Source organism: Entomohabitans teleogrylli (assembly GCF_001484765.1).
Classification (GTDB): Bacteria; Pseudomonadota; Gammaproteobacteria; order Enterobacterales; family Enterobacteriaceae; genus Entomohabitans; species Entomohabitans teleogrylli.
Genome location: NZ_LLXO01000013.1, coordinates 193,382 through 219,551, shown reverse-complemented (window position 1 = coordinate 219,551; position 26,170 = coordinate 193,382). Strand labels below are relative to the sequence as shown.

At 54.6% G+C, this 26,170-nt stretch carries 22 protein-coding genes; 11 read left to right on the top strand and 11 right to left on the bottom strand.

Annotated features, from left to right (window positions below):
- The 3 genes from AQ981_RS28155 to AQ981_RS16440 all read left to right on the top strand — a co-directional run.
- The coding region (locus AQ981_RS28155) for a phiTE_015 family protein (RefSeq protein WP_476701395.1) at window positions 1-502 on the top strand (502 nt) is incomplete at its 5' end.
- A 228-nt stretch (window positions 503-730) separates the two neighbouring features.
- A complete protein-coding gene (locus AQ981_RS16445) occupies window positions 731-937 on the top strand; it encodes a hypothetical protein (RefSeq protein WP_058912827.1) in 207 nt (68 codons plus the stop codon).
- Window positions 938-939: 2 nt separating this feature from the next.
- Complete coding sequence (locus AQ981_RS16440; RefSeq protein ID WP_058912826.1) at window positions 940-2,139, top strand: tyrosine-type recombinase/integrase; 1,200 nt, start codon at window positions 940-942, stop codon at window positions 2,137-2,139.
- Between the two features lie 37 nt (window positions 2,140-2,176).
- On the opposite strand, the gene AQ981_RS27870 is transcribed toward AQ981_RS16440, so the two are convergent.
- The 4 genes from AQ981_RS27870 to AQ981_RS16425 all read right to left on the bottom strand — a co-directional run bounded on the left by AQ981_RS27870 (window position 2,177) and on the right by AQ981_RS16425 (window position 4,269).
- The gene (locus AQ981_RS27870; protein WP_058912825.1) at window positions 2,177-2,344 is read right to left on the bottom strand and encodes a helix-turn-helix domain-containing protein; all 168 of its coding nucleotides are present in this window, start codon (window positions 2,342-2,344) and stop codon (window positions 2,177-2,179) included.
- Window positions 2,345-2,383: 39 nt separating this feature from the next.
- Window positions 2,384-2,548, bottom strand: a complete 165-nt coding sequence (locus AQ981_RS27675) for a hypothetical protein (protein ID WP_154675944.1) — start codon at window positions 2,546-2,548, stop codon at window positions 2,384-2,386.
- Window positions 2,549-2,601: 53 nt separating this feature from the next.
- A complete protein-coding gene (locus tag AQ981_RS27670; RefSeq protein WP_154675943.1) occupies window positions 2,602-2,769 on the bottom strand; it encodes a hypothetical protein in 168 nt (55 codons plus the stop codon).
- Between the two features lie 1,272 nt (window positions 2,770-4,041).
- The gene (locus tag AQ981_RS16425; protein ID WP_338031301.1) at window positions 4,042-4,269 is read right to left on the bottom strand and encodes a hypothetical protein; all 228 of its coding nucleotides are present in this window, start codon (window positions 4,267-4,269) and stop codon (window positions 4,042-4,044) included.
- A 29-nt stretch (window positions 4,270-4,298) separates the two neighbouring features.
- On the opposite strand from AQ981_RS16425, the gene AQ981_RS28425 reads away from it, so the two are divergent.
- Window positions 4,299-4,430, top strand: coding sequence for a hypothetical protein (locus AQ981_RS28425; protein WP_275935310.1), 132 nt, complete (start codon window positions 4,299-4,301; stop codon window positions 4,428-4,430).
- A gap of 607 nt (window positions 4,431-5,037) precedes the next feature.
- Here the strand turns inward: AQ981_RS28425 and mgtE are convergent.
- The 6 genes from mgtE to AQ981_RS16395 form a co-directional block, all read right to left on the bottom strand.
- Complete coding sequence (gene mgtE / locus AQ981_RS16420) at window positions 5,038-6,474, bottom strand: magnesium transporter (RefSeq protein ID WP_058912823.1); 1,437 nt, start codon at window positions 6,472-6,474, stop codon at window positions 5,038-5,040.
- A 200-nt stretch (window positions 6,475-6,674) separates the two neighbouring features.
- Window positions 6,675-8,321, bottom strand: a complete 1,647-nt coding sequence (locus AQ981_RS16415) for a multidrug ABC transporter permease/ATP-binding protein (RefSeq protein WP_058912837.1) — start codon at window positions 8,319-8,321, stop codon at window positions 6,675-6,677.
- 75 nt (window positions 8,322-8,396) lie between these two features.
- Window positions 8,397-9,047 (bottom strand): DNA oxidative demethylase AlkB, encoded by a 651-nt coding sequence (gene alkB / locus AQ981_RS16410; protein ID WP_058912822.1) that lies wholly within the window; start codon window positions 9,045-9,047, stop codon window positions 8,397-8,399.
- Complete coding sequence (gene ada / locus AQ981_RS16405; protein WP_058912821.1) at window positions 9,047-10,108, bottom strand: bifunctional DNA-binding transcriptional regulator/O6-methylguanine-DNA methyltransferase Ada; 1,062 nt, start codon at window positions 10,106-10,108, stop codon at window positions 9,047-9,049. The genes alkB and ada overlap by 1 nt, the downstream gene beginning before the upstream one ends.
- Window positions 10,109-10,183: 75 nt before the next feature.
- Window positions 10,184-11,230: an FAD:protein FMN transferase ApbE gene (gene apbE / locus AQ981_RS16400; protein ID WP_058912820.1), complete on the bottom strand. Its 1,047-nt coding sequence runs from the start codon at window positions 11,228-11,230 to the stop codon at window positions 10,184-10,186.
- A 296-nt stretch (window positions 11,231-11,526) separates the two neighbouring features.
- Window positions 11,527-12,621: a porin OmpC gene (locus tag AQ981_RS16395; protein WP_058912819.1), complete on the bottom strand. Its 1,095-nt coding sequence runs from the start codon at window positions 12,619-12,621 to the stop codon at window positions 11,527-11,529.
- A 786-nt stretch (window positions 12,622-13,407) separates the two neighbouring features.
- Here AQ981_RS16395 and rcsD point away from each other — a divergent pair.
- Together rcsD and rcsB are read left to right on the top strand one after the other, a co-directional pair.
- On the top strand, window positions 13,408-16,083 hold the full coding sequence (gene rcsD / locus AQ981_RS16385; RefSeq protein ID WP_058912817.1) for a phosphotransferase RcsD: 2,676 nt from the start codon (window positions 13,408-13,410) through the stop codon (window positions 16,081-16,083).
- Window positions 16,084-16,099: 16 nt separating this feature from the next.
- Window positions 16,100-16,750 carry a response regulator transcription factor RcsB gene (rcsB, locus tag AQ981_RS16380; RefSeq protein WP_058912816.1) on the top strand — a complete coding sequence of 217 codons (651 nt, stop codon included), beginning with the start codon at window positions 16,100-16,102 and terminating at the stop codon, window positions 16,748-16,750.
- Between the two features lie 285 nt (window positions 16,751-17,035).
- Here the strand turns inward: rcsB and rcsC are convergent, their stop codons facing one another.
- Window positions 17,036-19,885: a two-component system sensor histidine kinase RcsC gene (gene rcsC, locus AQ981_RS16375; protein WP_058912815.1), complete on the bottom strand. Its 2,850-nt coding sequence runs from the start codon at window positions 19,883-19,885 to the stop codon at window positions 17,036-17,038.
- A 167-nt stretch (window positions 19,886-20,052) separates the two neighbouring features.
- Between rcsC and atoS the strand changes: the two genes are divergently transcribed.
- From atoS to AQ981_RS16350, 5 genes are all read left to right on the top strand, one after another.
- The gene (atoS, locus tag AQ981_RS16370) at window positions 20,053-21,897 is read left to right on the top strand and encodes a two-component system sensor histidine kinase AtoS (protein ID WP_058912814.1); all 1,845 of its coding nucleotides are present in this window, start codon (window positions 20,053-20,055) and stop codon (window positions 21,895-21,897) included.
- 2 nt (window positions 21,898-21,899) lie between these two features.
- The gene (gene atoC / locus AQ981_RS16365; protein WP_058912813.1) at window positions 21,900-23,300 is read left to right on the top strand and encodes an acetoacetate metabolism transcriptional regulator AtoC; all 1,401 of its coding nucleotides are present in this window, start codon (window positions 21,900-21,902) and stop codon (window positions 23,298-23,300) included.
- Window positions 23,301-23,505: 205 nt separating this feature from the next.
- Window positions 23,506-24,165, top strand: coding sequence for an acetate CoA-transferase subunit alpha (gene atoD, locus AQ981_RS16360; protein WP_058912812.1), 660 nt, complete (start codon window positions 23,506-23,508; stop codon window positions 24,163-24,165).
- A 2-nt stretch (window positions 24,166-24,167) separates the two neighbouring features.
- Window positions 24,168-24,833: a 3-oxoacid CoA-transferase subunit B gene (locus tag AQ981_RS16355; RefSeq protein ID WP_058912811.1), complete on the top strand. Its 666-nt coding sequence runs from the start codon at window positions 24,168-24,170 to the stop codon at window positions 24,831-24,833.
- Window positions 24,830-26,152 (top strand): TIGR00366 family protein, encoded by a 1,323-nt coding sequence (locus tag AQ981_RS16350; protein ID WP_058912810.1) that lies wholly within the window; start codon window positions 24,830-24,832, stop codon window positions 26,150-26,152. The genes AQ981_RS16355 and AQ981_RS16350 overlap by 4 nt, the downstream gene beginning before the upstream one ends.
- Window positions 26,153-26,170: the final 18 nt, after the last annotated feature.

Sequence of the window (26,170 nt, the reverse complement as noted above, 5' to 3'; positions counted from 1 at the left end):
AGAATGGATGTGGAAAAATCCCGGCGCAGATTTCATCCCGCTCTATCGCCACGCGCAGCCAGCGCCGGTGGTGGTGGGTGACGGACGCGCCGATTTTGAAACGTGGATGCTAAAGCGCTGGGGGCGAGAGCGCCGTGATGATGACTTTGCTATGGGTAAATTCATCTATGGCGAAGACTACGCCGACAGCTACACACGATGCGTATGGAAAGCCTGGTCAGCAAGTCGCGCCGCAATGCTCAGCACCAGGGCAGAAACCGCACCAGTTCTGGATTCTGATGGTGAGCTGAGCGATTCCACGCCCAGGGTAAATGCGCAGGCTGTGCATGACCAGCAGCCCGGAAACTCTCAGGTAATCCCCGCAGGCTGGCAACTGGTTCCGCAGGAGCCGACGCCCGTAATGATAAGTGCGTGGCTATCTGAGGTTGCAAATTTCCGTGGTCACGTTGCGGGGTACAAAGCTGCGCTCGCAGCAGCACCGGACAAGGAGAAAAGCGCATGAGTTTTATCACATTTATTGTTGAGTACAGAGACGGCGCAGAGCCGCCAGTAAGTGCGGATATGAAAATACTGGGCGGTAGGCTGGTGGCCGTCAGTTGGTCAAACGCGCTGAAGAAAATTGAGTATCACCACGATCGGTGCGGTACATGCCGCGATGGCGCAAGAGGCGGATGCTCCAACTGCGCAATGAATAAGTAGCCGGGTGCAGCCGGTTTATGTGGAGAAGACTATGTCAAAGCTGATGAAAGCGAGTTTGTGGGGTCGTCGTGAATTTGAAGCTGGATCGGTACCGGATAACCGGACTATCAAGCGCTGGGTAGAAAATGGCATCCTGCGCGGCAAGGTTGTTGATGGCATGGCGTGGGTGTGCTCCACGGAAAGTTGGGGTGTTGAATCAGTCGTGTCTTCTACTGTCCATCGGCTCATTAAGGGCTAACCATGGCCAGACCTCGAAAACGCCAGTATCGCCACCTGCCGGATGGTCTCGTTTTTGATGTGTCAGCACAAGTCTACCGATTGACACTGACAACAGGCAAGCGGAAATCACTGAGGGACGAGCGGAACGGCAACCCGCTAAATCAGGCAATGGCGATCGCAGTGGCCAGAGAGTACAACAACATCATGCGACCGCTGCAGGGTGTAAATGTACGCTCGCTGATTAGAGAATCTGGGGGGCTCAATGGTGAGACTGAGCCGTTCGCTATTCACGCGCGGCGCTTGCTGGACAGAGCGATAACTGAGGAGAGCCCCAGCAGAGACACGCTTGACACATGGGAAAACGACATCGTCAGAGTGATGGAGTTTTTTGCTGATATACCGTCATGCGATATAGAACTGGAGCACATTAATGGATATCTCAGGAAATACCACGCATCGGCATCAGCAAACGTTCAGAACAGAAAAGTGGCATTCCTGAAAAAACTGTTCAGCTATGCTGTAGATGAGTCACTGATGTTCGATAACCCAGCAACAAGAAAGAAAAAGCGGCGCGTAGAAGGGAAGGTGCGGCGGCGACTTACTCTTGATGATTTTCGACGGATATATGAGGTTGCCGATCCGTGGCTGCGCACTGCAATGGATCTATCTATACAGACTACGCATGCGCGGCTTGAAGTTACGCGGATCAGATACTCAATCAAGCAGCCTAAAAACGGGGTTTGCGGCTGTGTTTGGTTTGACGCTCCAGACGCCCATGGTATCCACGGAGTTCTTTACATCCACCGACAGAAAACTCAGCACAAGGAGGCTGCGCACGTCGCAATCCCAATAGGCGACAAGTTGAAAGAGATCATTGACTCAAGCCGTGATAGCGTTGCCAGCCCATACGTAATTCACCGCCTGCCAGTGAAGCGAGCCAGGACGAGCCAGGAGGTTAATCACCCAACCCAGGTGGCTCCAGACTATCTAAGTCGCGCATTTTCTGACGCCCGCGATCGCGCTGGTGTTTGCTCCGCGCTTCCAATGGACGAAAGGCCCACCTTTCACGAGATCAGGGCTCTGGCTGCGCACCTTTTCGATGAACAGGGGATTGATCCTCAGGGACGCATGGCACACAGCGATGCAAAATCAACGAAAATTTATACACAAAACCACATCGACTGGATAATGGTTCCACATGGTGAGGTTAAAACAGGATAGGCATTACAGGCGGCTTTTACGAGAGCCGCCGATAATGTTATTCAGGAAAAGGCAAATCACGGCGATGACTGAATAGTTGGTGATCAACGACAATAAAGCCCTTATCTATCCATTGCGTCACTTGTTGCGCTTTCACGCCGCATGAGCGGGCAAATGCTGCCTGGTTGCCACCGTAATATTTTTCTATGTATTCGAGCAATGACATTGTAAACCCCTGGTGTCCCCACCTCGTGGGAAATGTTAATTAAAATTCAGTTTCCTCTAAAATTTCATTAACTTTTCCGGATGCCTTTATTGGGTTTCCGTTTTCATCATGCAGCATGACTGTAACAATCTGGCCAACCTCGATGGATTCTTCATAGATTTCACCTACGGTGTCATCATTAAGTAAGACTGTGAATTTTTTCATTGGAGTGTCCTTGGCTTTATGGGTTACCCCGCCACGGCGGGGATGGTTAGTGTTCAAACTGAGAATTTCTGAGCAATAGCGTCCAGGTCAGCGATATTTGTTTCTTCAAAAATCGCATTATTCATTGCGTCAATTGCGTTTTTGCGGTCTTGCTCATCGTTGTACTCATAGCGATCAGCAATTTCAGAAATCATTTCGATGGTGATGTCGTTACCTTTCATATTTAGTTCCTTCTGTGTGTTTGTATCTCGTCTTGATGAATATATAGTAAAACACTTTATAAATTATGTAAAGCGTTTTACTTTATTTTTTATGTCATGTGTCACAGTTTTATTTTTCTTCCATGGCTGACAGCGGCCACGCACTGAGAGGCGTTCCGGCAGCCTGAGCGTAAGCTATACGATGGTAAAACTGCGCCTAACCGCTTGATGTATATAGAGCGAATTTAGCGAAAAATGCACTGTTTGCATACACAGCTAAATGATAGGTAAACCTAGCAGTGGCGCGGGTTTAGCGTTATTTTATGCGCTGTCATGGGGTGTCAGGGGTCGGAGGTTCAAATCCTCTCGTGCCGACCAAAAATCCCCAAAGAAACCAGCCTTTTACGGCTGGTTTTTTCTTTTCTGCCGTCGCTGGCTGGGTTCGGGTTCGGTAAAGATTCAGTTCTGAGACAACGATAAAGACCCCTTTTGATTTGTTAAAACAGCTTGCGGTCTGGCAACTGCAAAAAGTTAAACAAGAAGCAAAAGGGGGTCCCAATAGAGGGACTCCAGGAGTTTAGCGCAGGTAAGGTGAAACTGACAATATCACACCATATTTGCCCCAAAGTACCGAAAACTGGTTTTCTGCGAAGAGAAATCCAGAACTCCAGGCGGCATATAAAATTAAGAAAATGGCGTGAATGAAAATTGTAAAAATAACGAAAGCCATGTTGGAATTTTTTCAGTACCTCTCACTGTAACGCCCCGGAGATCTTCTGTAAATTTTTATCCAGCCACGAGACTACCGCATAAGTAACATCCCTGAATCCATGGTAGTTTTGAAGATAGGCTGCTCCCGACCGGGGCAGTTGGGTACAGAAGTGCACCAGGTTAACTGCCGGAGAAAAAAGTTATCAATTTAATTAATGGAATAATAAAATGATAAATTTCATAAAACATATAATAAAAAATTCCCTTCCCGTTGTCTGATGCTGGCTTTGATTACTGAATTATGGCTCCTCTATTTATCTTTCATTCCTGAACATAGCATTAAATGAATATTAATATCGATCGCCATTATTATTTATATTGATATTAAATTCATTTCAAAAGAATGATATTTATAATAAAGATGACTCAACGACAGGACTGGCTCATTTATTCCATCAAAGCAAGGTACGAAAGAGCCAATTGCCTTTTTCAGAAATAAATTAAACGGATATCCCGGCAGTCACGTTTTACCGCCGGAAGGCGGGTATGGCGGATCGCCCTTCCACACCTGGCCCGGGGTTATTACAGTCCCACCGGACGCGGCACCTCAATATAGTTTCCATCAATATCGCGCTGGTAGTAACGGCCATCGCGGACATAATAACGTTTACCGTTATAATCCACGATATTCAGAGCTTCTGACGGCGGCGCAACCTGAACGTACTCTGCCCCGTACTGCCGGTAATAAACATCGTTAACAATATAGTATGTGAACCCACCAATGATTAACGTGGTAGCCAGTCCAGGCAAAACCCGCAGTCTCGGTCCGGGATGCGGCCGTGGCGCATAACGTACAGGCGGCGATATCGCAGGCCCCGGCCCAGGCGGCGGCACAACAACAGGCCCCGGCGCCGGGCGTGGCGCTCCGGGCCTGCTATGATTTGCTGCGGGTCGCGATACTCCCGGCTTAGCCGTATTCGGCGTCGGTCGTGATATTCCCGGCTTAGCCATATTCGGCGTCGGTCGTGATATTCCCGGTTTAGACATATTCGGTGCCGGTTGCGGCGCGTTCGCTCTCCCCGCTCCCGGATGCGCCGCAGAAGAGGACGACGGGGGGACCGGCCTGTCCCCTCCCCCCGGCGCGGCTGATGTCACCGCAGGTACGGCAAGCAGCATCGACATCATTACACTCAGTATGTTTTTTCTCATCAGAAACGCTCCTGTTCCCGGTAAATAGCTGGCGGATGAACAATCTTTTCTGATTATAAAAACGCCACCTCAGCAACCTCAACTCAGTTGGCCTGAATCCGCTAAATCTTCACATTTCTGTCAGTTTTCCCTGACAAACAAAGCATTAGTGCACCGATCTTTACAGGAACAGATAAACCATGACAGGCGCGGCGCTGCGCATCGGGAGTGAATATCTCGTCAAACCTGAGGTGGCTATTAAGTGAGTCCGGGAAACAGCTTACCGAGTGGCTGAAGGCCTGAAAAACTTACCAACAGCAAAAAACCTGCGGGAGGGGTATTGCGAACCTGGCGGCGGAAAAATGCCAGACCGCCGCCAGAAAAAGCAGATTACATTAAAAACACGGTCGCCAGACCAAGGAAGATAAAGAAACCGCCGGTATCAGTAATCGCCGTGATCATCACGCTGGAGCCCACGGCGGGATCTTTACCAAGCCGATTCATGGTCATGGGAATGATAACCCCCATAATCGCCGCCACCAGCAGGTTAAGCACCATGGCCAGCGTCATCACCGCGCCAAGGGCCACATCCTGGTAGAGCAACCAGGTTACGCCGCCCATAATGCCGCCCCACACCAGACCATTAATCAGCGCCACGCCCATTTCACGCAGCACCAGAAAGGAAAAGTTGCCCGGCTGGATATGCTGCAACGCCAGCGCCCGGACAATCATGGTAATGGTCTGATTACCGGTGTTACCGCCGATACCCGCCACAATCGGCATCAGCGACGCCAGCGCCACCAGTTGCGAAATGGTGTGCTCAAAACCATCGATAACCCTTGAGGCAACAAACGCGGTACACAGATTGATGGCCAGCCATGCCCAGCGCGTCCTTACCGCTTTGGTGACCGGCGCAAAGACATCCTCTTCGGCGCTCAGCCCCCCCATACGACGAATATCGGTATCGGTCTCTTCAAATACCACGTCAACGATTTCATCAACCGTCAGACGGCCCATCAGTTTACCGACGGAATCCACCACCGCGGCGCTGACCAGGTTGTCACGTTCGAAGGTTCGGGCCGCCTGTTCATCGCTGTCTTCCGGTGAAAATGTGGTCGGCGCCGACTCCATCACCTCACTGACCAGACTGTGCGTGGCGTTGAGCAAAATGGTTTTCAATTCCAGTTCGCCGATCAGCGTCTTATCCCGGGCGGTGACAAACAGTTTGTCAGTGTTCTCCGGCATATTGCCCAGCCGGCGTAAATACCGCTGTACCACGGCAAGGGAGACATCCGGGCGCACCGTGATTACCCCAAACTCCATGATCGCGCCGACGGTATGTTTATCGTAGTGGACGACCTGACGCACCCTGGCGCGCTCTTCCGGCGGCAGGGTGGCCAGTAACCGGCCCATCAGGTTACGGGGCAAGTGCTGCGCAAGATAGATCTGATCGTCAATATCCAGCGTGCTCAGCGCCTGCAACAGTGCCCGATCGCTCATCTCTTCGATCAAATCGTCCCAGACGTTTTCCGAAGCTTCGACCAGCACTTTACCGCGCCTGTCATCCTCCACCAGGCTCCACAGCGCATGGCGCTCTTCAGCAGGCAGGGCTTCAAGGGTATCGGCGAGGTCAGGCGCCGGCAGTTGCCTGACCAGAATGTTCACTTCATCAAGGTCGTCCAGCAGACGCCCGGCGTCTTCTTGCTCGGCAAGCGTTAACTTACCAAGCAGCGCAGAAGTGATGGATTTATCGGTAGAAAGTAGCCAGATGAGCCGCGCTCGCTCTTCGGCTCGGTGTTTAGCGCTGTTTTTAGCTATGACGGACATCAGTCATGCATCCCTGATTGAGTTGAAAAAATAGAACCATAAATTTGCTGCGATCAATCACCAGAACAGCGGCAAAAGCGCTTAAGCATAACGGTTGATTTTGTAAATGATAATAAACAAGCAAGACATTTGTATTAAGAGCAGACAAAAAGATGCAAAAAAGTGACGGACGCCGCGCAGGCCCCGCCACTGAGGGAGGATTAATGCCCGGTACGGGCCACCGCGTCGCGGGACGCCAGTGCGCGATCTTCACCGGTCAGTTCGCTGAGCTGCCCGTGGCGCATCTCCAGCAGGCGATCGGCATGAACAAAATAGTGATCGTCATGGCTGATGGCGAAAATGGTTTTTCCCATCTGCTGCATCAGCGGCAGCAGTACCTGGTAAAACTCGCGCCGGAAGTGCGGATCCTGATCCGCGGCCCATTCATCGAGCAAAATAATATCCCGCTCTTCCGCCAGCGCCAGTAACAGCGCCACGCGCTTTTTCTGCCCTTTCGACAGTTTCAGATCGACAATCCGCCCGTTATCCAGTTGCAGCTTCTCGCCCATTTTCAGGCGCTGCAACCACTGCGCCACCAGTTGCGGCCGGGCATCAGCGCCCTGCGGTCCCAGTAACCGATCAAACAGCCAGACATCGGTAAATACCGCGGAAAACAGCCCCCGATAGTCCTCATTATTGTCGGCATCCACCGCCTGGCCGTCCAGCAGGATGGTTCCGGACACAGGCTGGTAAAGCCCGGTCAGCAGCATCGCCATGGTCGATTTGCCGCTGCCGTTACCGCCGATCAGAAACAGCAGTTCGCCGCGGTGGATGGTCAGATTCAGCGGGCCGACGCTGAAGCCATTGCCTTCATAGCGAAAGCAGACATCGCGCAGCTCCAGAGTCTGCCAGTCGCGCGGCGCCTGCAGCGGCGGAAACTCCGCGTGATACGGCGCCAGAGAGAATTTATGCAGTTTATTAAACGCCACCTGGGCGCTGAGCAGCGTCGGCAGCGCCCCCACCGCCGAAAGCAGCGGCGTGCGCAGAAATAACAGCGTCAGCGAATAAGTCGCGGCAATGCTGGTATCCGCCCAGCCCAGCCCATTCGCCATCCAGAACACCAGACCAATGGCGCCCAGCATCATAATATTGGACCAGTTAACCGCGCTGAGATGGAAAGTATCGGCGCGAATAATATGGTGGCGATAAGCCCGGGCGTCTGGCTGGTAGCTATGGGTAAAAATATGTTCCGCGCGTTCGCGGTTGAGGGTTAATTCTTTGCGCCCTTCCAGCACCGTCTGATAATCGTGATACAGCTTATCTTCCGTTTCGCGCAGCGTAGTCATATGTTTATAGACTCGCGAGACCAGCAAAAAACCGCCCCAGATTGTCACCGCGACCCAAATAGCGGTGACCACCATCATTTTCGGCGCCAGCCAGCCCAGATAGGCCGCCGATCCCACAGTCAGAATGATGCCCTGCACCAGCTCCGGCAGACGAACAAAAGCAATGGTGATGCTGCGAATATCGCTGGTTAACCCGGCCAGCAACGAGGCGCTGCCCAGTTGCTCAATTCGTTCAACGCGGGTATCCAGTATGCGCTTAATAAATTCGCCGCGCAGACGAAAGACAAAATGATGGCCCAGGGTCGTCAACGCCAACTGGGAGCCGAGAGTGACAACCATCAGCAACAGCAGCAGGCCGAGAAACTCAGGCAGAACAGAGAAAGCGATCTCCGCGGTGTCGATCAGCCGTTGATTAATAAAGGCAATCAGGCCGATGCCCAGCGCGGCGCTGGCCAGACTCAACAATAGCACTATCAGAAATGGCCAGCGATACTGGCGCCAGACAAGAAGCAGAAGTTCCATAAACAGCATAACCAGGCAGAAAATACAGCTGGCAGTTTATACGGCGCTGGCGATACAGCAAAAATAATTCTTATTTTAATTCGCTTTAGCGGCCTGGCGGAATGTCAGGTTGTAGCGCAGTGTTCCGGTCAGGGGATGCGATAGCGGCTTAAGCGGCAGAATACCGTGATAAAACAACCGCGATGGCCCACCCCACACCACAACATCGCCATGCTCAAGCAACACCCGGCGCAACGGATCGCTACGCCGCAACCCGCCAAACTGAAACACCGCCGCGACCCCCAGCGACACCGATACGATCGGCGCCCGCAGATCGGATTCGTCTTTGTCCTGATGTAATGACAGTCGGGCGCCGGTTTCATAGCGGTTGATCAGGCAGGCATCAGGGTGAAAATCCCCATAATCCAGCGCCTGCGCCGCCCGATGGCACAATGCCAGAAACGACGCAGGTATCGCCGGCCAGGGCGCTCCGGTCAGCGGATCGACCGGGGCATAGCGATAACCCCCCGCGTCAGTTGTCCAGCCCAATGCACCGCAGTTAGTCATCGCCACCGACATGGTATAACCGCCGGGCGTCACCATATGGCGAAACGGAGCGCGGCGAGCTATCTCGTCAATCTGTTCGAGCAGTGTCGGAGCATCCGCAAAAGCAAAGCGCCGCAGAATACCGGCTCCCGGAGCCAGCGGCTCCAGCCACGGCGCTTCGCCGTTGAATAAATCAAGCATTACCCCTCCTCTTCGCCCTGCTCGCGGGCCAGTAGTTTACGCTTGCGCTCCACGCCCCAGCGGTAGCCGGAAAGCGATCCGTCCTGACGTACAATTCGATGACAGGGGATCGCCACCGCCAGTTTATTGGCGGCACAGGCGCCAGCTACCGCCCGTACCGCTGCGGGATTACCCACCAGGCGAGCAATGTCCTGATAGCTGGCGGTTTTTCCCGGGGGAATTGTCTGTAGCGCCTGCCAGACCCGCTGCTGGAAAGCCGTTCCCTGGAGATCGAGCGGCAGCGGAAACGCGCTTTCCCGGGACTCAAGAAAGCCGACAATCCGGGCAATATGCTCGCCCAGCACGTGTTCCCCCGGTTCCAGTCGCGCCTGCGGAAACAGAGATTCCAGTTGGCCGATCAGACTTTGCGCATCGTCGCCGAGCAGTATCGCGCACACCCCGCGCTCGCCACATGCCACCAGGAACCCGCCCAACTGACAGCGACCGATCACAAACTGAATGGTCAGGCTGGCGCCGCGCCCGCGATACTGGCGCGCCGTCATACCCAGCGCCCGATCGGCCTGCCGGTAGTAACTTCCCGCCGACGGATATCCGGCAGTGAGCAGCGCATCGGTGACGGTTTCCCCCTGCTGTAATGCTCCCCGTAAACGCGCCGCGCGCCTTGCCTGCTGCCAGGCTTTGGGCGTCATCCCGGTGGCCTGTTTAAACAGGCGATGGAAATGCCAGGGACTCACCGCCACCCGATCCGCCAGCGCCGCCAGCGAAAGCGGCGTTTCAGACTCCTCCAGCAGCCGACAGGCGAGAGCAATTTGCGCCTGACGGCGAGCCTCAGGCGCCCGGTCGGGCTGACAGCGTTTACAGGGGCGAAACCCGGCGGCCTGCGCCGCCCGGGCATCCGGATAGAAGATCACATTCTGGCGCAGGGGATGCCGGGCGCGGCAGGAAGGCCGGCAAAAGATACCGGTGGTCTTAACCGCAAAAACAAAGTGTTGATCGGCGGCACTGTCACGGCGCTCTACGGCCAGCCAGCGCCGCTCATCGGTAGCGTAATCGGGTAACATGGCATCCTCCTCAGACATAGACTATGTACCCACTATGCCCGGTTGAACAGCCACGAAAACCCGATTTCTTGCTTTTTAATTTCGCTCGCCGGCGAGGAAGGTTTTAAACTGCGGCGACATCCAGACTGAAAAACCATCACCTTCTTTAGTGATCAGATAGACCGCTAACCCCTCCTTTTCCGCAACCTGGCGGGCTTTTTCGGTACCGAGCACCATCAACCCGGTATCCCAGCCATCAGCCTCCAGCGCGGTAGGGGCGATGACCGTGGCGGAAACCAGCTTATGCTGGATCGGATGGCCGGTCGCCGGATCAATCACATGGGACAACCGTTTGCCGTCCAGTTCATAGTAGTTGCGGTAACTACCGGCAGTACTGATACCGTGGCCGTTAAGATCGACAATCGCCTGCACCGCATTTTCCCTATCGGTCGGCTTCTGGATCGCCACCCGCCACGGTTTGCCTTCGGCATTCAACCCGCGGGTCACCACCGCGCCTCCCACCGACACCAGATAACGGCTGATGCCCTGTTGAGTCATCAGACGCGCCAGATGATCGGCGGCATACCCCTCGCCCATGGTAGAGAGATCGATATACATATCCGGCAGATCTTTCTGCAGCCACTGCTGGCCGGCGGCGTTGATCACTTTCAGGTGTTGCAGACCGGTTTTCGCCCGGGCAGCGGCAATTTGCGCCTCTGAAGGGGGGGTTACCGGCTGCTTATCGGGACCAAATCCCCATAAATTCACCAGCGGGCCGACGGTAACATCCATCGCGCCGTCGGTTTTCGCGCCAATGCGCAGCGCCTCGGTCACGACATCGCTCATCGCTTCGCTGACCGGCCATGGATCGGTACTGCGCGACTGGTTAAAGCGTGACAGCGCGGAATCCGCTTTGTAGGTAGACAGTAAGCGGTCATCGGCATCCAGTTGCGCCTGCACTTTCTGACGCAGTTCTTCCGCCCGGCCGGCATCGACGCCCGCCACGCTGACGCGCCAGAATGTCCCCATGGTTTTGCCTTCCAGCACCAGCGGTTTTGCGACATTTGCCGGCGACGCGGAGTCATCGCAACCCGCCAGCATCAGCAGGCCCAACAGCCCGCAGCACACGTATTTGATATCCATCTTCGTCATCCTCAAAATCAGGCCCGGCAAGGGTACACGAAACGGAGCGCGGTGTGTGGAGTTTTCACGGCTGGTTTAGCCGCTATACAACGAAAAAGGGCCCCGAGGGGCCCTTCAGACTGTTGACAAAGGAGGAAAAAACGTGGTTTTTCCTCCTTTGTGGTTATCAGCCGAAAATCAACAGATTGATTTTCCTTGTTTTCTATCCGGAGATATCGCCTGGTTCAGCAATGCGATGAGGTTTGTCATCAAAGAAAAGGGCCCCAAGGGGCCCTTGTGCTTTCTGAACGTCGCTCTTAGAACTGGTAAACCAGGCCTACCGCTACGATATCGTCGGTGCTGATGCCAGCAGCGCGAGTGAACTGATTGCTGTCCAACTGGTTGATTTTGTAATCAACATAGGTGGACATGTTTTTGTTGAAGTAGTAAGTAGCGCCTACATCAATATATTTCACCAGATCCTGGTCGCCATAGTTTTCCAGATCCTTACCTTTGGACTGCAGGTAAGCGATGGACGGACGCAGACCGAAGTCGAACTGGTACTGAGCAACCACTTCGAAGTTCTGCGCTTTATTAGCAAAGCCCAGTGAACCGGCGCGAGTCGCGTTGTAAGTCTGGGTATATTGAGTCGCCAGGTAAATATTGTTGGCGTCGTATTTCAGACCACCGGTGTAGGTTTCAGCATCATCACCACGTCCCAGGGCCGGAACAGTGTTCTGCTCGCTGGTGCGTTTGGAGTGAGAGTAGGCGAAACCAGCGCTGATACCTTCCCAGATATCATAAGTGATAGCAGTGCCGAAGCCATCGCCATTCTGCTTCTGATAGCCACGACCATTGTTGGTCATGCCTTCGCCGCTTACGCTGCCGTTTTTGCCCTGGTACTGCAGAGCAAAGTTCAGGCCGTCAACCAGACCAAAGAAGTCATTGTTACGGTAAGTAGCCACACCGTTAGCACGTGACTGCAGGAAGTTATCAGAGCCGTAAGTGTCGCCGCCGAATTCCGGCAGAACGTCGGTCCAGGAGGTCACGTCGTAAACTACACCGTAGTTACGGCCGTAGTCGAAAGAACCGTACTCAGCGAATTTCAGGCCAGCAAAACCCAGACGAGTCCAGGACTGGTTGCTGGAACTTTCAGTGTTGTTCGCCTGAATGTTGTATTCCCACTGGCCGTAGCCGGTCAGTTGGTCAGAAATCTGAGTTTCGCCTTTCAGGCCGAAACGAACATAGGTCTGATCGCCATCAGAACCTTTGTCATCAGAGAAATAGTGCAGACCATCAACTTTACCGTAAAGGTCTAATTTGTTGCCGTCTTTGTTGTAAATTTCAGCCGCCTGAGCGGTGCCGGCTACCAGCAAAGCTGGTACCAACAGGGATAGTACTTTAACTTTCATGTTATTAACCCTCTGTTATATGCCTTTTATATGCCACTGCTAACTGATTACCCTCTAATCAGTCGGCCAGTTCATTGTGTAAAACAACATCGAAATAATCCAACACGAATATGATACTAAAACTTTTTATATGTTTCATTCATCACTACAGATGTAACAAAATGTAAATTGCAGGGAACTTTTTTTGCTACCACTGACACGCTATATACACACAAAAAATCAAAAAAATTAATTTTCACCTACAAATCATAAGGATAAATAGACATTAAAATGTCGCACCGAATGATAAAACGTTCCGGGATATTCTGTATAAACTTTTAAACGCTATCATCATTAACTTTATTAATTACCGTCATTCCATTGTGAATGATTGTTTACCCCTATTTTCCGACCGGATGCTCACATCCGGTTTTTTTTTGCTGTTTTACACATCTTTACACAAAGTTAATAAAAAACGACTACCTCCTGTCGATTAACTCAGCAACATCAATCGCCGCGGTTAAAATAGTTGATAGCGACGCCAGGCAAATTCCGCTCTACATTATGGAGCTGAAAACCCATTACTTTATGAAAAATAAGTATTTTCTCACCGTCAAAATTTTTCCAGGCCAGTGCTCCCGCTCTACCTACGCCTACCGGTACTCGTTCTGCGCAAGCTGGCAAAACAGCAGCCTGTTTATTGATATGACGACACACCATTTTCCCGGTATGCTTGCAGCCTGAATCGCCGGAAGCTGCCTGGCGCGGAGAACCGGTTTTCCTTACTATTTCAATTAATCAGTCATAATGAGCCGAACCACTCGCATGATCCCTGACAAGTTAACATTGATGCCCGGAAACCTGACCCGCGTTTTTCTGGCGTTAATTATTATGCTACTGGTGACGATGGGCGTGATGGTGCAAAGCGCCGTCAATAGCTGGCTGAAAGAAAAAAGCTATCAACTGATGGATGTCAGCCGCGGGCTTCACAAACGGGTAGACAGCTACCGATACGCGACCTGGCAAATTTACGACAATATCGCGGCAACAGCATCCGGCAATAGCGCCAGCGGCCTTCAGGAAACGCGGCTACGCCAGGATGTCTATTACCTTGAGAAGCCGCGCCGTAAAACCGAAGCGCTGATCTTCGGCTCTCACGACAGCGCGACGCTGGAGATGTCGCAGCGTATCTCCGCTTACCTCGATACGCTGTGGGGCGCGGAAAATAGTCCATGGTCGATGTATTACCTTAACGGCCAGGATAACAGCATGATCCTGGTGTCTACCCTGCCCCTTAAAGATCTGTCGTCCGGTTTCAAGGATTCCGGGATCGAGAACATCGTCGAACTCCGCCGGGCAGAGATGCTCCAGCAGGCCAATGCGCTGGATGAACGGGAAAGCTTTTCGCCTCTGCGCCAGTTAGCCTGGCAAAACGGCGCCTACTTTACGCTGCGCACGACCTTTAATCAGCCCGGACATCTGGCGACCATTGTCGCTTTCGATCTGCCGGTCAACGATCTGGTCCCTCCGGATATGGCGTTAAACAGCCTGCGCCTCGAAACAACGGAAACTATCGCCCCGCCGTCATCCGCCGCCGGGAAGAACAGCGTCAGAGCCGTAAATATCAATTTTAATGGCAGCCGGGTAGAGATCGCCGCCCCGGTTGAGGCGACGCCGCTGCGTCTGATCTGGCTGGTGCCGGTCAGCACTCTGCTCATGAACACGCTGCAGAACATCGCGCTGCCGTTCTGCCTGAACATCCTGTTATTGATTCTGGCGCTGTTCGGTTACCTGGCCTTCCGCCAGTCGCGAACCCAGGCGCCGGAATCGCCAGTCAGTCAAAGCGGAGAACTGCAAACGCTGCGGGCGCTGAATGAAGAAATTGTCGCGCAACTGCCCCTGGGGCTGCTGGTGCATGATATGGAAGCGAACCGGACCGTGATCAGCAATAAAATTGCCGATCATTTGCTGCCGCACCTCAACTTGCAAAATATCGCTACCCTGGCCGATCAGCACCAGGGAGTGATTCAGGCGACTATCAACAACGAACTATATGAAATTCGCCAGTATCGCAGCCAGATAGCCCCGCGCACGCAGATCTTCGTGATCCGCGATCAGGATAAAGAAGTGCTGGTCAACAAAAAGCTGCGCCAGGCACAGCATCTTTATGAAAAAAATCAGCAGGGGCGCACGGCGTTTATGCAGCATATTGGCGAAGCCCTGAAATCGCCGGCGCAGCAGATCCTCGAACACCTCCCGGCCCCAGGCGATCGCGAACGCCAGGCACTCATGTCGGCGGCGCAAAATATTGTCCGACTGGTGGATGAAATACAACTCCTGAACACTCTTGAAGCGGGGGAATGGAAAAGTACTCCCCAGCTCTTCCCGATCCAATCGCTGATTGATGAGCTGGTTCCCGAGGTATTGCCGGCTATCCGTCGCAAAGGTCTGCAGTTGTTAATCAACAACCAGCTTGCGCCAGGGGATAAGCGCCACGGCGACAAAGAAGCGCTGCATACCATTTTATTAATGCTGGTCAACTACGCGTTGGTGACCACCTGTACCGGTAAAATCACCCTCGATATTATCCAGGACGTCTCCGACAGCGAAGGTCTGACCCTGCGAATTCTTGATACCGGCGAGGGTATCAGCCACAGCGAGATCGATAATTTACATTTCCCCTTCCTGAATGAGACCAGTGAAGATCGCTATGGGCGGGCAAATGGGTTAACCTTTTATCTGTGCGATCGGCTGGCCCGAAAGCTGGGCGGGCATTTAAACATAAAATCCCGCCCCGATTTGGGCACACGCTATACACTCCATGTTAAAATGGCTGCTGAACCGGAAGAAACATCCGCAGACGAAGCCGAAGAAGGTTTACTGGATGAAGTCGTGGCGATGCTGGATATCACTTCAGGTGAGATCCGCGCTATTGTTACGCGTCAGTTAGAAAGCTGGGGAGCGACCTGCATCACCCCGGATGAAAGATTATCAAGTCAAGACTTTGATCTCTTTTTAACCGATAATCCGTCTAATCTTACTGCTTCAGGCTTGCTTTTAAGCGATGATGTGGATGGCGTAAGGCAACTTACACCCGGTCAGTATTGCGTTAACTTTAATATTAGCCACGCACTGCAGGAAGCGGTGCTAAAACTAATAGAAGAGCAGTTGGCGGAAGAGGTGCTGACGGAACCGGTTCCCTCCGGGGACGAAAGCGCCCAGCTTCATGCCAGCGGTTATTACGCATTATTTGTCGACACTGTACCCGACGATGTAGAGAAATTGTATACTGAGTCAGCGAAAAGTGATTTTGCTTCGCTGGCACAGACGGCTCACCGCCTGAAAGGGGTGTTTGCCATGTTAAATCTGGTACCCGGCAAGCAGTTATGTGAAACACTTGAGCATCAAATTCGTGAGAAAGATGTTCCGGTCATAGAAAAATATATCAGCGACATTGACGCCTACGTCAAGAGCTTGCTGTAGCAAGGTAGCCTATTACATGAACAACATGAACGTAATTATTGCCGATGATCATCCGATAGTGCTGTTCGGCATTCGGAAGTCACTTGAACAAATTGAGTGGGTAAACGTAGTGGGTGAATTCGAAGACTCCACGGCGCTTATCAATAACTTACCGAAACTGGACGCCCATGTTCTGATCACCGACCTTTCCATGCCAGGGGATAAATACGGTGATGGGATTACGCTTATCAAATACATTAAGCGCCATTTCCCGGGGTTATCGATCATTGTTCTGACGATGAACAATAATCCAGCCATTCTTAGCGCGGTGCTCGATCTGGACATCGAAGGCATCGTCCTTAAGCAAGGAGCGCCCACCGATTTGCCGAAAGCGCTGGCGGCGCTGCAGAAAGGCAAGAAATTTACACCGGAAAGCGTTTCACGCCTGCTGGAAAAAATCAGCGCCGGCGGATATGGCGATAAACGCCTGTCGCCGAAGGAAAGTGAAGTGCTGCGCCTGTTTGCCGAAGGTTTTCTGGTCACTGAAATCGCCAGAAAGCTTAACCGCAGCATAAAAACCATCAGTAGCCAGAAAAAATCCGCGATGCTGAAACTGGGGGTGGATAACGATATCGCCCTGCTCAACTACCTGTCGTCTGTCAGCCTGACGCCGGTCGATAAAGAGTAACCGTTTCGTCCTGCCCTCTCTACGGGCCGGACGCTTTGCGAGTAGTATTTGACATCCCCGGCGCTCCGCGCCGGGTTTTGTTGTGCCTGATTTCCGGAATATCTCCCGGCTTGCACGAATAAACATCCTCAGAATTAACTCAGCGCGACAAATGATTAATATCATCACCGGCTTAATCACTTCTTGCCGCGGCGCTGAAACAATCCCTCAATATATTATTTACGGCTGATGCCGCGACGCCAGGATATCGCGACGTCTGACGCCCGGTACATCCTGACCGCCCGCTCAGCCACGCTGCTTTCTGACTCGCCCGGCATAAACCGCCAGAGTCTGGCGGATAATATCCAGCGTCACCGGCTTCGACAGACAGCTATCCATACCGGATTCAATACAACGCTGTTTCTCCTCCGCCAGCGCGTTAGCGGTAACGCCAATCACCGGCAGCGTCAGCCCCAGCTCGCGGATCCGCTGCGTCAGGCGATAACCATCCATATTAGGCATGTTAACGTCGCTGAGAATAATATCGATATGGTGTTTACTCAGCACATTGAGCGCGTCGACGCCGTCTGCCGCCGTTCTGCACTGATAACCCAGCGTATTCAATTGATCGGCCAGCAGGCGACGATTGATGGGATGATCGTCAACCACCAGGATCATCATGTCATCATTCTGTTCGCTCACCACCGACGGCGCCGGCAGCGCGTTTTGCGCATCGCCGCCCGCCACCGGCACACTGTAAATCCTCCCCAGCAGGGTCAACAACTCATGAGGCGCCGCCACGCTGTGCAACCAGCACCCTGGCTCGCGCTCCACGGGCAGACCGATATGCCGCCAGCAGAAAAGTACCGTCGCGGTACCGCGCCATGGCGTTTCAGGCTCGGTATCGGCGATCAGCACATCATCCCTGCCCGGCGTTTCGCCCCCATAGCGCTGAAAATGCAGGCCGTGCCAGCTGAGCAAATTCTCCAGGTAACGATACAGCCGCTCATTACGCACCGCCAGCCAGCAGCGTTTATCCGCCAGCGCCTCAATAGCGCACGGCTCGACGCGCTCGACCTGGTACATGGGGATGCGGATAGTAAAACAGCTCCCCATCCCCGGTTCAGTTTCCACGGCGATATCGCCATCCATCATATTGATCAACTTCTCACAAATCGCCAGCCCGAGCCCGGTCCCCTGGAAGTTGCGCTGTACGCCGGTACCGGCCTGGAAGAAGGGATCAAACAACCGCACCACCTCTTTGTCCGGGATACCCACCCCGGTATCGCGCACGCTGAAGCACAGGTAATCCCCTTCCACCCGAACATGCAGCACAATACAGCCGGTATCGGTAAATTTGATCGCATTACTCAGCAGGTTTGACAGCACCTGTTGCAGACGCATTGGATCGCCGATCATCTGCTGCGGCACATCGGGCTCGATAAAGCAGTACAGACCAAACTGTTTGCGTACCACCAGCGGTAAATAGTTAGCGGTGATATGGCTCATCACCTCGCGCGGGGAAAACTCGCGGGGCTCGATTTTTAGCTGCTCGGATTCAATTTTCGAGAAATCGAGAATATCGCTGATGATTTTCAGCAGCAGGCTGGACGAGTTATGCATCGCGGTCACCAGTCGTTCAACGCTTTTCGGTAGCTCCCGGGTCTGCAATAAATCCAGATTACCGATGATGCCGTAAAGCGGAGTGCGTAACTCGTGGCTGACGGTGGCAAGGAACATCGATTTCGACTGACTGGCCTGTTCCGCCTCCCGGGCTGCCGCCTGCAGCGACTCCTCCATTTTGACGCGAGCGCTGACATCCACCAGCACGCAGATAGCGACATTCTCATTGCGATAACGGGAATGGACAAAACTGATCTGCAAATTGGTGTTATTGCTGGTCAGCACATCGACAAAATTCACCTGCTGGCCGCAGATAATTTGCGTTAGCCGCTGCCGATCTTCATGGGTCAGCATACTGAGATAGTTATGGGCCAGCTCATTACTGAGAATATTGGTGCCGTCCTGGGTACGCAGAATGCAGATCCCCACCGGCGCAGAAGCGACGATTTTACGGTTAAACTGTTCATGTTCTTCAAGGCGCTGGGCGTCGCTTTCGGCGGGAATAAAGATCCGCCGCTCATACATTCTCGCCAGCGCAAACAAAATGATCCCCGCCAGTACGTTGAGCAGTACCGCGTTAAGGATCAGCACCCGTATCCGTTCCAGCACCAGGTCTACCGGTACGGAATAGATAACGCTGAGGGTCGAGGGCGGCAGGTTCTTTTTCAGCACCAGTTCCCGGAACCCCTGAGTATATCCAAACCAGGTACGCTCCTGATTCCAGCGCGCATCCGGTCCGATGGCTGTCTCGTTGCCGGCCAGCGAGATCAGCGGAAAACCGTTGTCATCCAGAATGGTGACGTTCGCCGGTAAATTACTGGTGGTGAAAAAACTCTCCATGCGGATAGTTTGCTCAATCCCTAACAGCGCCTGCAGACGGTTTGCCTGATAGACTGGCGTCAGCGTATAGAAATAGCCGACCCCCGGGCGCGGCCCGGGGCTAATCCAGTAAATATTGCTACCGCGTTCGCCCTGCGGAGCGGCGCGATACTTAAGGATCCGCTCGTGCAGGGACTTAAGGGCTTTTTCGCGCTCCAGAGGGACATTCCGTAAACCGTAATCGGCAATACACAGTGAATCCCCGCCGATAAGAAATGCCCGGTTAACATCGTATAGCGCCGAATAATTATCCCGCCAGTAGCGCAGATACCAGGCCAGCGAACGGGAAGAAGACCGCCACGCATTACTGACCGCAGAGCAGTCGGAATCCTCGAACAACGGCATAAACTGCGGCGGCTCCGGGCGCTCCGTCTCACCGTTTCCCGTCGGGAAAGGCGCACTGTCGGCGGTAATTCGATTCTCAGCAATAAACTTTAACTCGCGCATCACATCAGAAGTGCGCTGAATATAGCGCTGAGCCTGATCAAAACTGAGATTAAATTCCTGGTGAACTTCCGACTCTTTCTGGTGGAGCGCATTAATAATGTAGAAGGCGGAAAAAAGTACAATCAGCAGCCAGACCAGCAGCACCAGTGCCCGAAACAGATAGCGCGACACTTTGAGCGTGGAGCGGAAAGAGACAAAGTATTTCAAAGTAGTACCACTGGCGATTGGTCTGTAAACAAAAATGATGTCGATAAGGTAGCCGCAAACGCGCCCAGCCGCAACGCCGGGCGATCTCCGGAGTTTGAACTCTCTCCGGGAATCATTATCGTTTCCGGCCGATAATAACCTATTGCGCCGCAGGACAGGGACGAATAATGCAGGCAGGGATACAGGCGCTGATACAGCGAGTAAAAAGATTCTACCCGCGTCGACTACGCAACCAGATGATTGCCATGGCGATAGTAATGGTGAGCGTGCCGACGCTGACCATCGGCTATATCGTCGAAACCGAAGGTCAGGCGGCCGTGCTGGCAGAAAAAGAAAAGAAACTCTCCGGCATCACCCGGCGGCTGAATGCCGAACTTGAAGAGCGTTTTTCCCACCATGCTTTTCTGCCGCGGGCGGAGCGGATTGCCGCTCTCAATCGCGAATTAAGTCCAATTACCGAAAAAATCGCCGAGGCCTTTCCCGGTATCGGCGCCGGTTACTATCACCGGGAGCTGGATGCCATCATTACCTACGCGCCGGCGGCTCTGTATCAAAGCAACGTCGGGATTACCATCAACCCGGACCATCCCGGTCGCGAAGTGATGACGACCCGCCAGGCGCTGGTCTCCTCCGGGCACCAGGTGCGCGGCCATATTATGAACTCGATGATCCCCATCGAACGCCAGGGAGAAGTGATCGGCTATATCTGGGCCAACGAACTCTCCGAAGACATCCGCCAGCAGGCCTGGAAGATGGACGTACGCATTGCGGCGGTACTGGTGTGCGGATTGCTGGTTAGCCTGCTGCTGATCGTAGTGTTTTCCCGCCGTCTTGGCACCAACATCGATGTCATCACTCAGGGGCTGGAAGGACTGGCGCAGAGTTTACACACCCGGCTGCCGCCGCTGCCGGGAGAGATGGGGCAAATCAGCCGCAGCGTTAATGCCCTGGCGCAGGCGCTGGGCGAAACCCGTACCCTTAACGATCTGATTGTCGAAAACGCCGCCGACGGGGTGATTGCCATTGACAGCGCCGGCTGCGTAACCGCCATGAACCCGGCGGCGCAACAGATCACCGGCTACAGCCGTGACGAGCTGCTCGGCCTCCCCTATGCGGCGCTGTTCACCGACAACGGCTATACCAGCCCGGTACTCGACACCCTGGAGCGCGGCATTGAGCACCGGGCGCTGGAAGTCAGCTTCCCGGCTAAGGAGCGGGCGATTGAGCTTATCGTCACCACCAGCCAGTTGCGTAACGATCGCGGCGAGCTGGTCGGGGCGCTGGTGATCTTCTCAGATCTGACCGCCCGCAAAGAGGCCCAGCGGCGGCTGGCGCAGGCCGAACGGTTGGCTACCCTCGGCGAACTGATGGCCGGGGTAGCCCATGAAGTGCGCAACCCGCTGACCGCGATCCGCGGCTATGTACAAATCCTCAAACAACAGGACACCCAGATCCACCATCAGGAATACCTGGCGATCATCCTTAAAGAAATTGACGCCATTAATCGGGTAATCCAGCAGCTACTGGATTTCTCCCGCCCCCGCCAGGGACCGCGCCAGGCGGTTAGCCTTAATCAGATGATCGATGAATCACTGGTGTTGATTCAGACCTCAGGCCTGCAGGCGCGCATCGACTTTACCTGCGAGCTCGCCCCCGACCTCGCCATGATCCTCGCCGACCGCGAACTGCTGCGCCAGGTGATCCTCAATATTCTGATCAACGCCGTGCAGTCCATTAGCGCCAGAGGCAGCATCTCCATCCGCAGCTGGCAATACGACGACGATCGCCAGGCGGTGCAGATCGCCGATGACGGCTGCGGCATCCCGGCGGAGTTGCAGCATAAAATTTTTGAGCCTTTCTTTACGACCAGAGCGTCCGGCACCGGGCTGGGGCTGGCGCTCAGCCAGCGCATTATCAGCGCCCATCAGGGAGATATCCTGCTGTCCAGCGAACCGGGGCGCGGCACCACGTTTACGATTATTTTGCCCGTTCGATCCCAGGGAAATAAGTAGCCATGAAAGCGAATTACCGTATTCTGATTGTCGACGATGAAGAAAATGTTCGTCGCATGCTAACCACCGCCTTTGCCCTCGCCGGGCAGGAAACCTTCTGCGCGAAGGACGGTCGCGAAGCGCTGCAAATGTTCGCCGACCATCCGCCGGACGTGGTGCTGATGGATATTCGCATGCCGGGACTCAACGGTATTGAGGCATTGCAGCAGATGCATGCCCTGCATCCGCGCATCCCGGTGATTCTGATGACCGCCTATGCCGCCGTGGAAACGGCAGTAGAGGCGCTGCGCTGCGGCGCCTTTGACTACGTGATTAAACCTTTTGATCTCGACGAACTGCAGATGGTTATTCAGCGGGCGCTTCAGCTCCAGTCGATGAAGCAGGAGATCAGCTATCTGCACAAAGCGCTCACGGAAAGCTGGCAGTGGGGACACATTCTTACCACCAGCCCATGCATGATGGAGATCTGCCGCGATACCGCCAAAATAGCCCTCAGCCAGGCCAGCGTCCTGATCAGTGGTGAAAGCGGCACCGGCAAGGAGTTGATCGCCCGGGCTATCCATTACAACAGCCGCCGCTCCGCCGGCCCGTTTATTAAAGTGAACTGCGCCGCCCTGCCGGAATCCCTGCTGGAAAGCGAACTGTTCGGCCATGAGAAAGGGGCTTTCACCGGCGCCCAGATGCAGCGCCAGGGGCTGTTCGAGCGCGCCCATCAGGGTACTCTGTTGCTCGACGAAGTGGGCGAAATGCCCCTCAACCTGCAGGCCAAACTGCTGCGGGTACTGCAGGAGCGAGAGCTGGAGCGTATCGGCGGCCATCAGACTATCCAGGTGGATATCCGCATTGTCGCGGCCACGAACCGGGATTTAGCCGCCATGGTGGAACAGGGCGCTTTCCGCCAGGATCTATTCTATCGCCTGAACGTTATCCATCTGGAAATCCCCCCGCTGCGCGAACGCCCGGAAGATATCCCGCTGCTGGCCAATCACTTCCTGCAAAAATTCTCGGCCGAAAATCAGCGTGAAATCATTGATATCGATCCGGCGGCGCTGGCGCTGCTGTCCGCCTGGCTGTGGCCGGGGAACATTCGCGAACTGTCCAACGTCATTGAACGAGCGGTCATCATGAGCACCGGCGCCATCATTTTCAGCGACGATCTACCCCCTGCGCTCCTGTCCCGCCAGCCGGGCGCCGGTGATGAAAAGCCCCCGGCGGTCCCTCACGAAGAACGTAATCTGAAAGATGAGATGAAGCGCTACGAAAAACAGCTGATTCTCGAAACCCTTGCACAACACGAAGGTAACCGCACCCGCAGCGCGCTGGTACTCGGCATCAGCCGCCGGGCGCTGATGTACAAACTCCAGGAATATGGCATCGACCACGCGCCGCGCCATGAAATCTAGCCCCGCGGACCGGGAAGAAAGTTGCGCACTGTGCAAAATCTTTCCCGGTCAGACGCGCCCGCTCTGTTGACAGCTCTGCAGCCTTAAGCCATTTAACCCATAAAAAACAATAATATAAAAAATACTCCAGCCAGTTTTTGAATCTGGCATCCCCCTTGCTATGTCCCGTGTATACCCAATAACGGAGTATGCAAAGGGAAAAGCAATGAAAAATAAACTTATCTCCTTACCCGAAGCCTGCCGCTTCTTCCGCGATGGTATGACCATCATGGTGGGCGGATTTATGGGGGTTGGCACCCCGCCCCGTCTGGTGAATGCGCTGCTTGACGCCGGCATCAGGGATTTAACCCTTATCGCCAACGACACCGCGTTTGTCGATACCGGAATCGGTCCGCTGATTGTCAATGGCCGGGTCAAAAAAGTGATCGCCTCGCACATCGGCACCAACCCGGAAACCGGGCGCCGGATGATCGCCGGCGAGATGGAAGTCCAGTTGGTGCCGCAGGGCACTTTGATTGAACAGATCCGCTGCGGCGGCGCCGGGCTGGGCGGCGTCCTCACCCCTACCGGGGTCGGCACCGTGGTGGAAGACGGTAAACAGACGCTGACTCTCGACGGCATTAAATACCTGCTGGAACGCCCGTTACGCGCCGATCTGGCGCTGGTTCGCGCGCACCGCGCCGACCGCAGCGGCAACCTGACCTATCAACTCAGCGCACGCAATTTTAACCCGCTGATCGCCATGGCGGCGGACATCACCCTCGTCGAACCCGATGAACTGGTGGAAATCGGCGCTATTGAACCGGATTGGGTAATGACCCCCGGCGCCGTTGTTGACCATATCGTTAACCCCGAGGAGTGCTAATCATGGATGCGAAACAACTTATTGCCCGCCGCGTGGCGCTGGAACTGCGTGACGGAGATATCGTTAATCTCGGCATCGGTCTGCCTACTCAGGTGGCGAATTACCTACCTGAGGGGATACACATTACCCTGCAGTCCGAAAACGGCTTCCTCGGATTAGGTCCGATTACTGAACCGCATCCTGACCTGGTGAACGCCGGCGGCCAACCGTGCGGCATTTTACCCGGCGCCGCAATGTTCGACAGCGCCACCTCGTTCGCCCTAATCCGCGGCGGCCACGTTGATGCCTGCGTGCTGGGAGGCCTGCAGGTCGATGAGCAGGCCAACCTCGCCAACTGGGTGGTGCCGGGCAAGATGGTCCCCGGCATGGGCGGCGCCATGGATCTGGTGACCGGCGCCCGTAAAGTGATCATCGCCATGGAACACTGCGCCAAAGATGGTTCGGCCAAGATACTGCGCCAGTGCACTATGCCGCTCACCGCCCAGCATGCGGTCCATATGCTGGTCACTGAGCTGGCGGTATTCCGCTTCAGCGACGGCAAGATGCAACTGTGCGAAATCGCCGCAGGCTGCGACGTAGAAACTATTCGCTCCCGGACGCAAGCCCACTTCGATATCGCCAGCGATCTGCAGACCATGCCCACCCACGCCGCGCGAGGTGTCGCATGATTGGCCGCATCTCGCGTTTTATGACGCGCTTCGTCAGCCGCTGGCTGCCGGACCCGCTGATCTTCGCCATCCTGTTGACCATATTGACATTTATCATCGCCCTGTGGCTGACGCCCCAGACGCCGATGAACATGGTGAAAATGTGGGGCGACGGCTTCTGGAACCTGCTGGCTTTCGGGATGCAGATGGCGCTGATCGTGGTCACCGGCCACGCCCTGGCCAGCTCCAGCCCGGTTAAGCGTCTGCTGCGGGTTGTCGCTTCTACCGCCAAAACCCCCGCCCAGGGGGTAATGCTGGTGACCTTTTTCGGTCTGACGGCGTGCGCCATTAACTGGGGCTTCGGCCTGGTGGTCGGCGCGATGTTTGCCCGGGAAGTGGCGCGCCGGGTTCCCGGCTCTGATTACCCGCTGCTGATCGCCTGCGCCTATATTGGCTTTCTCACCTGGGGCGGCGGTTTCTCCGGCTCGATGCCCCTGCTGGCGGCAACCCCCGGTAACCCGGTGGAACACGTTGCCGGTCTGATCCCGGTCGGCGATACGCTGTTCACCGGCTTCAACTTGTTCGTCACTGTCGGGCTGATTGTGGTGATGCCGTTCGTCACCCGCATGATGACGCCCAAACCGCAGGATGTGGTGGCCATTGATCCCAAACTGCTGCTTGAAGAGGCGGATTTCCAGAAGACCCTGCCGGCGGACGCTCCGCCATCCGAGCGCCTGGAAGAGAGCCGTATTCTGACGCTGATCATCGGCGCTCTGGGTATCGGCTATCTGGGCATGTACTTTGTCGAAAATGGCTTCAACATCACCATTAACACCGTCAACCTGGTGTTCCTGATCGCCGGAATGCTGCTGCATAAAACGCCGATGGCCTATATGCGCGCCATCAGCGCCGCCGCGCGCAGCACCGCCGGTATTCTGGTGCAGTTCCCGTTCTACGCCGGGATCCAGTTAATGATGGAACATTCCGGCCTCGGCGGACTGATCACTGAATTCTTCATTGATGTCGCCACCAAAGAAACCTTCCCGATCATGACCTTCTTCAGCTCAGCGCTGATTAACTTCGCGGTCCCATCCGGCGGCGGTCACTGGGTTATTCAGGGTCCCTTCGTGATGCCGGCGGCCGAAGCCCTTGGCGCCGACCTCGGGAAATCGGTAATGGCTATTGCCTATGGCGAACAGTGGATGAACATGGCGCAACCATTCTGGGCATTGCCGGCGCTGGCCATCGCCGGGCTTGGGGTCAGAGACATTATGGGTTACTGCATTACCGCCCTGCTGTTCTCCGGCGTGATTTTTGTTATCGGGCTCACGCTGTTCTGACACAGCGCAAAGACTAAG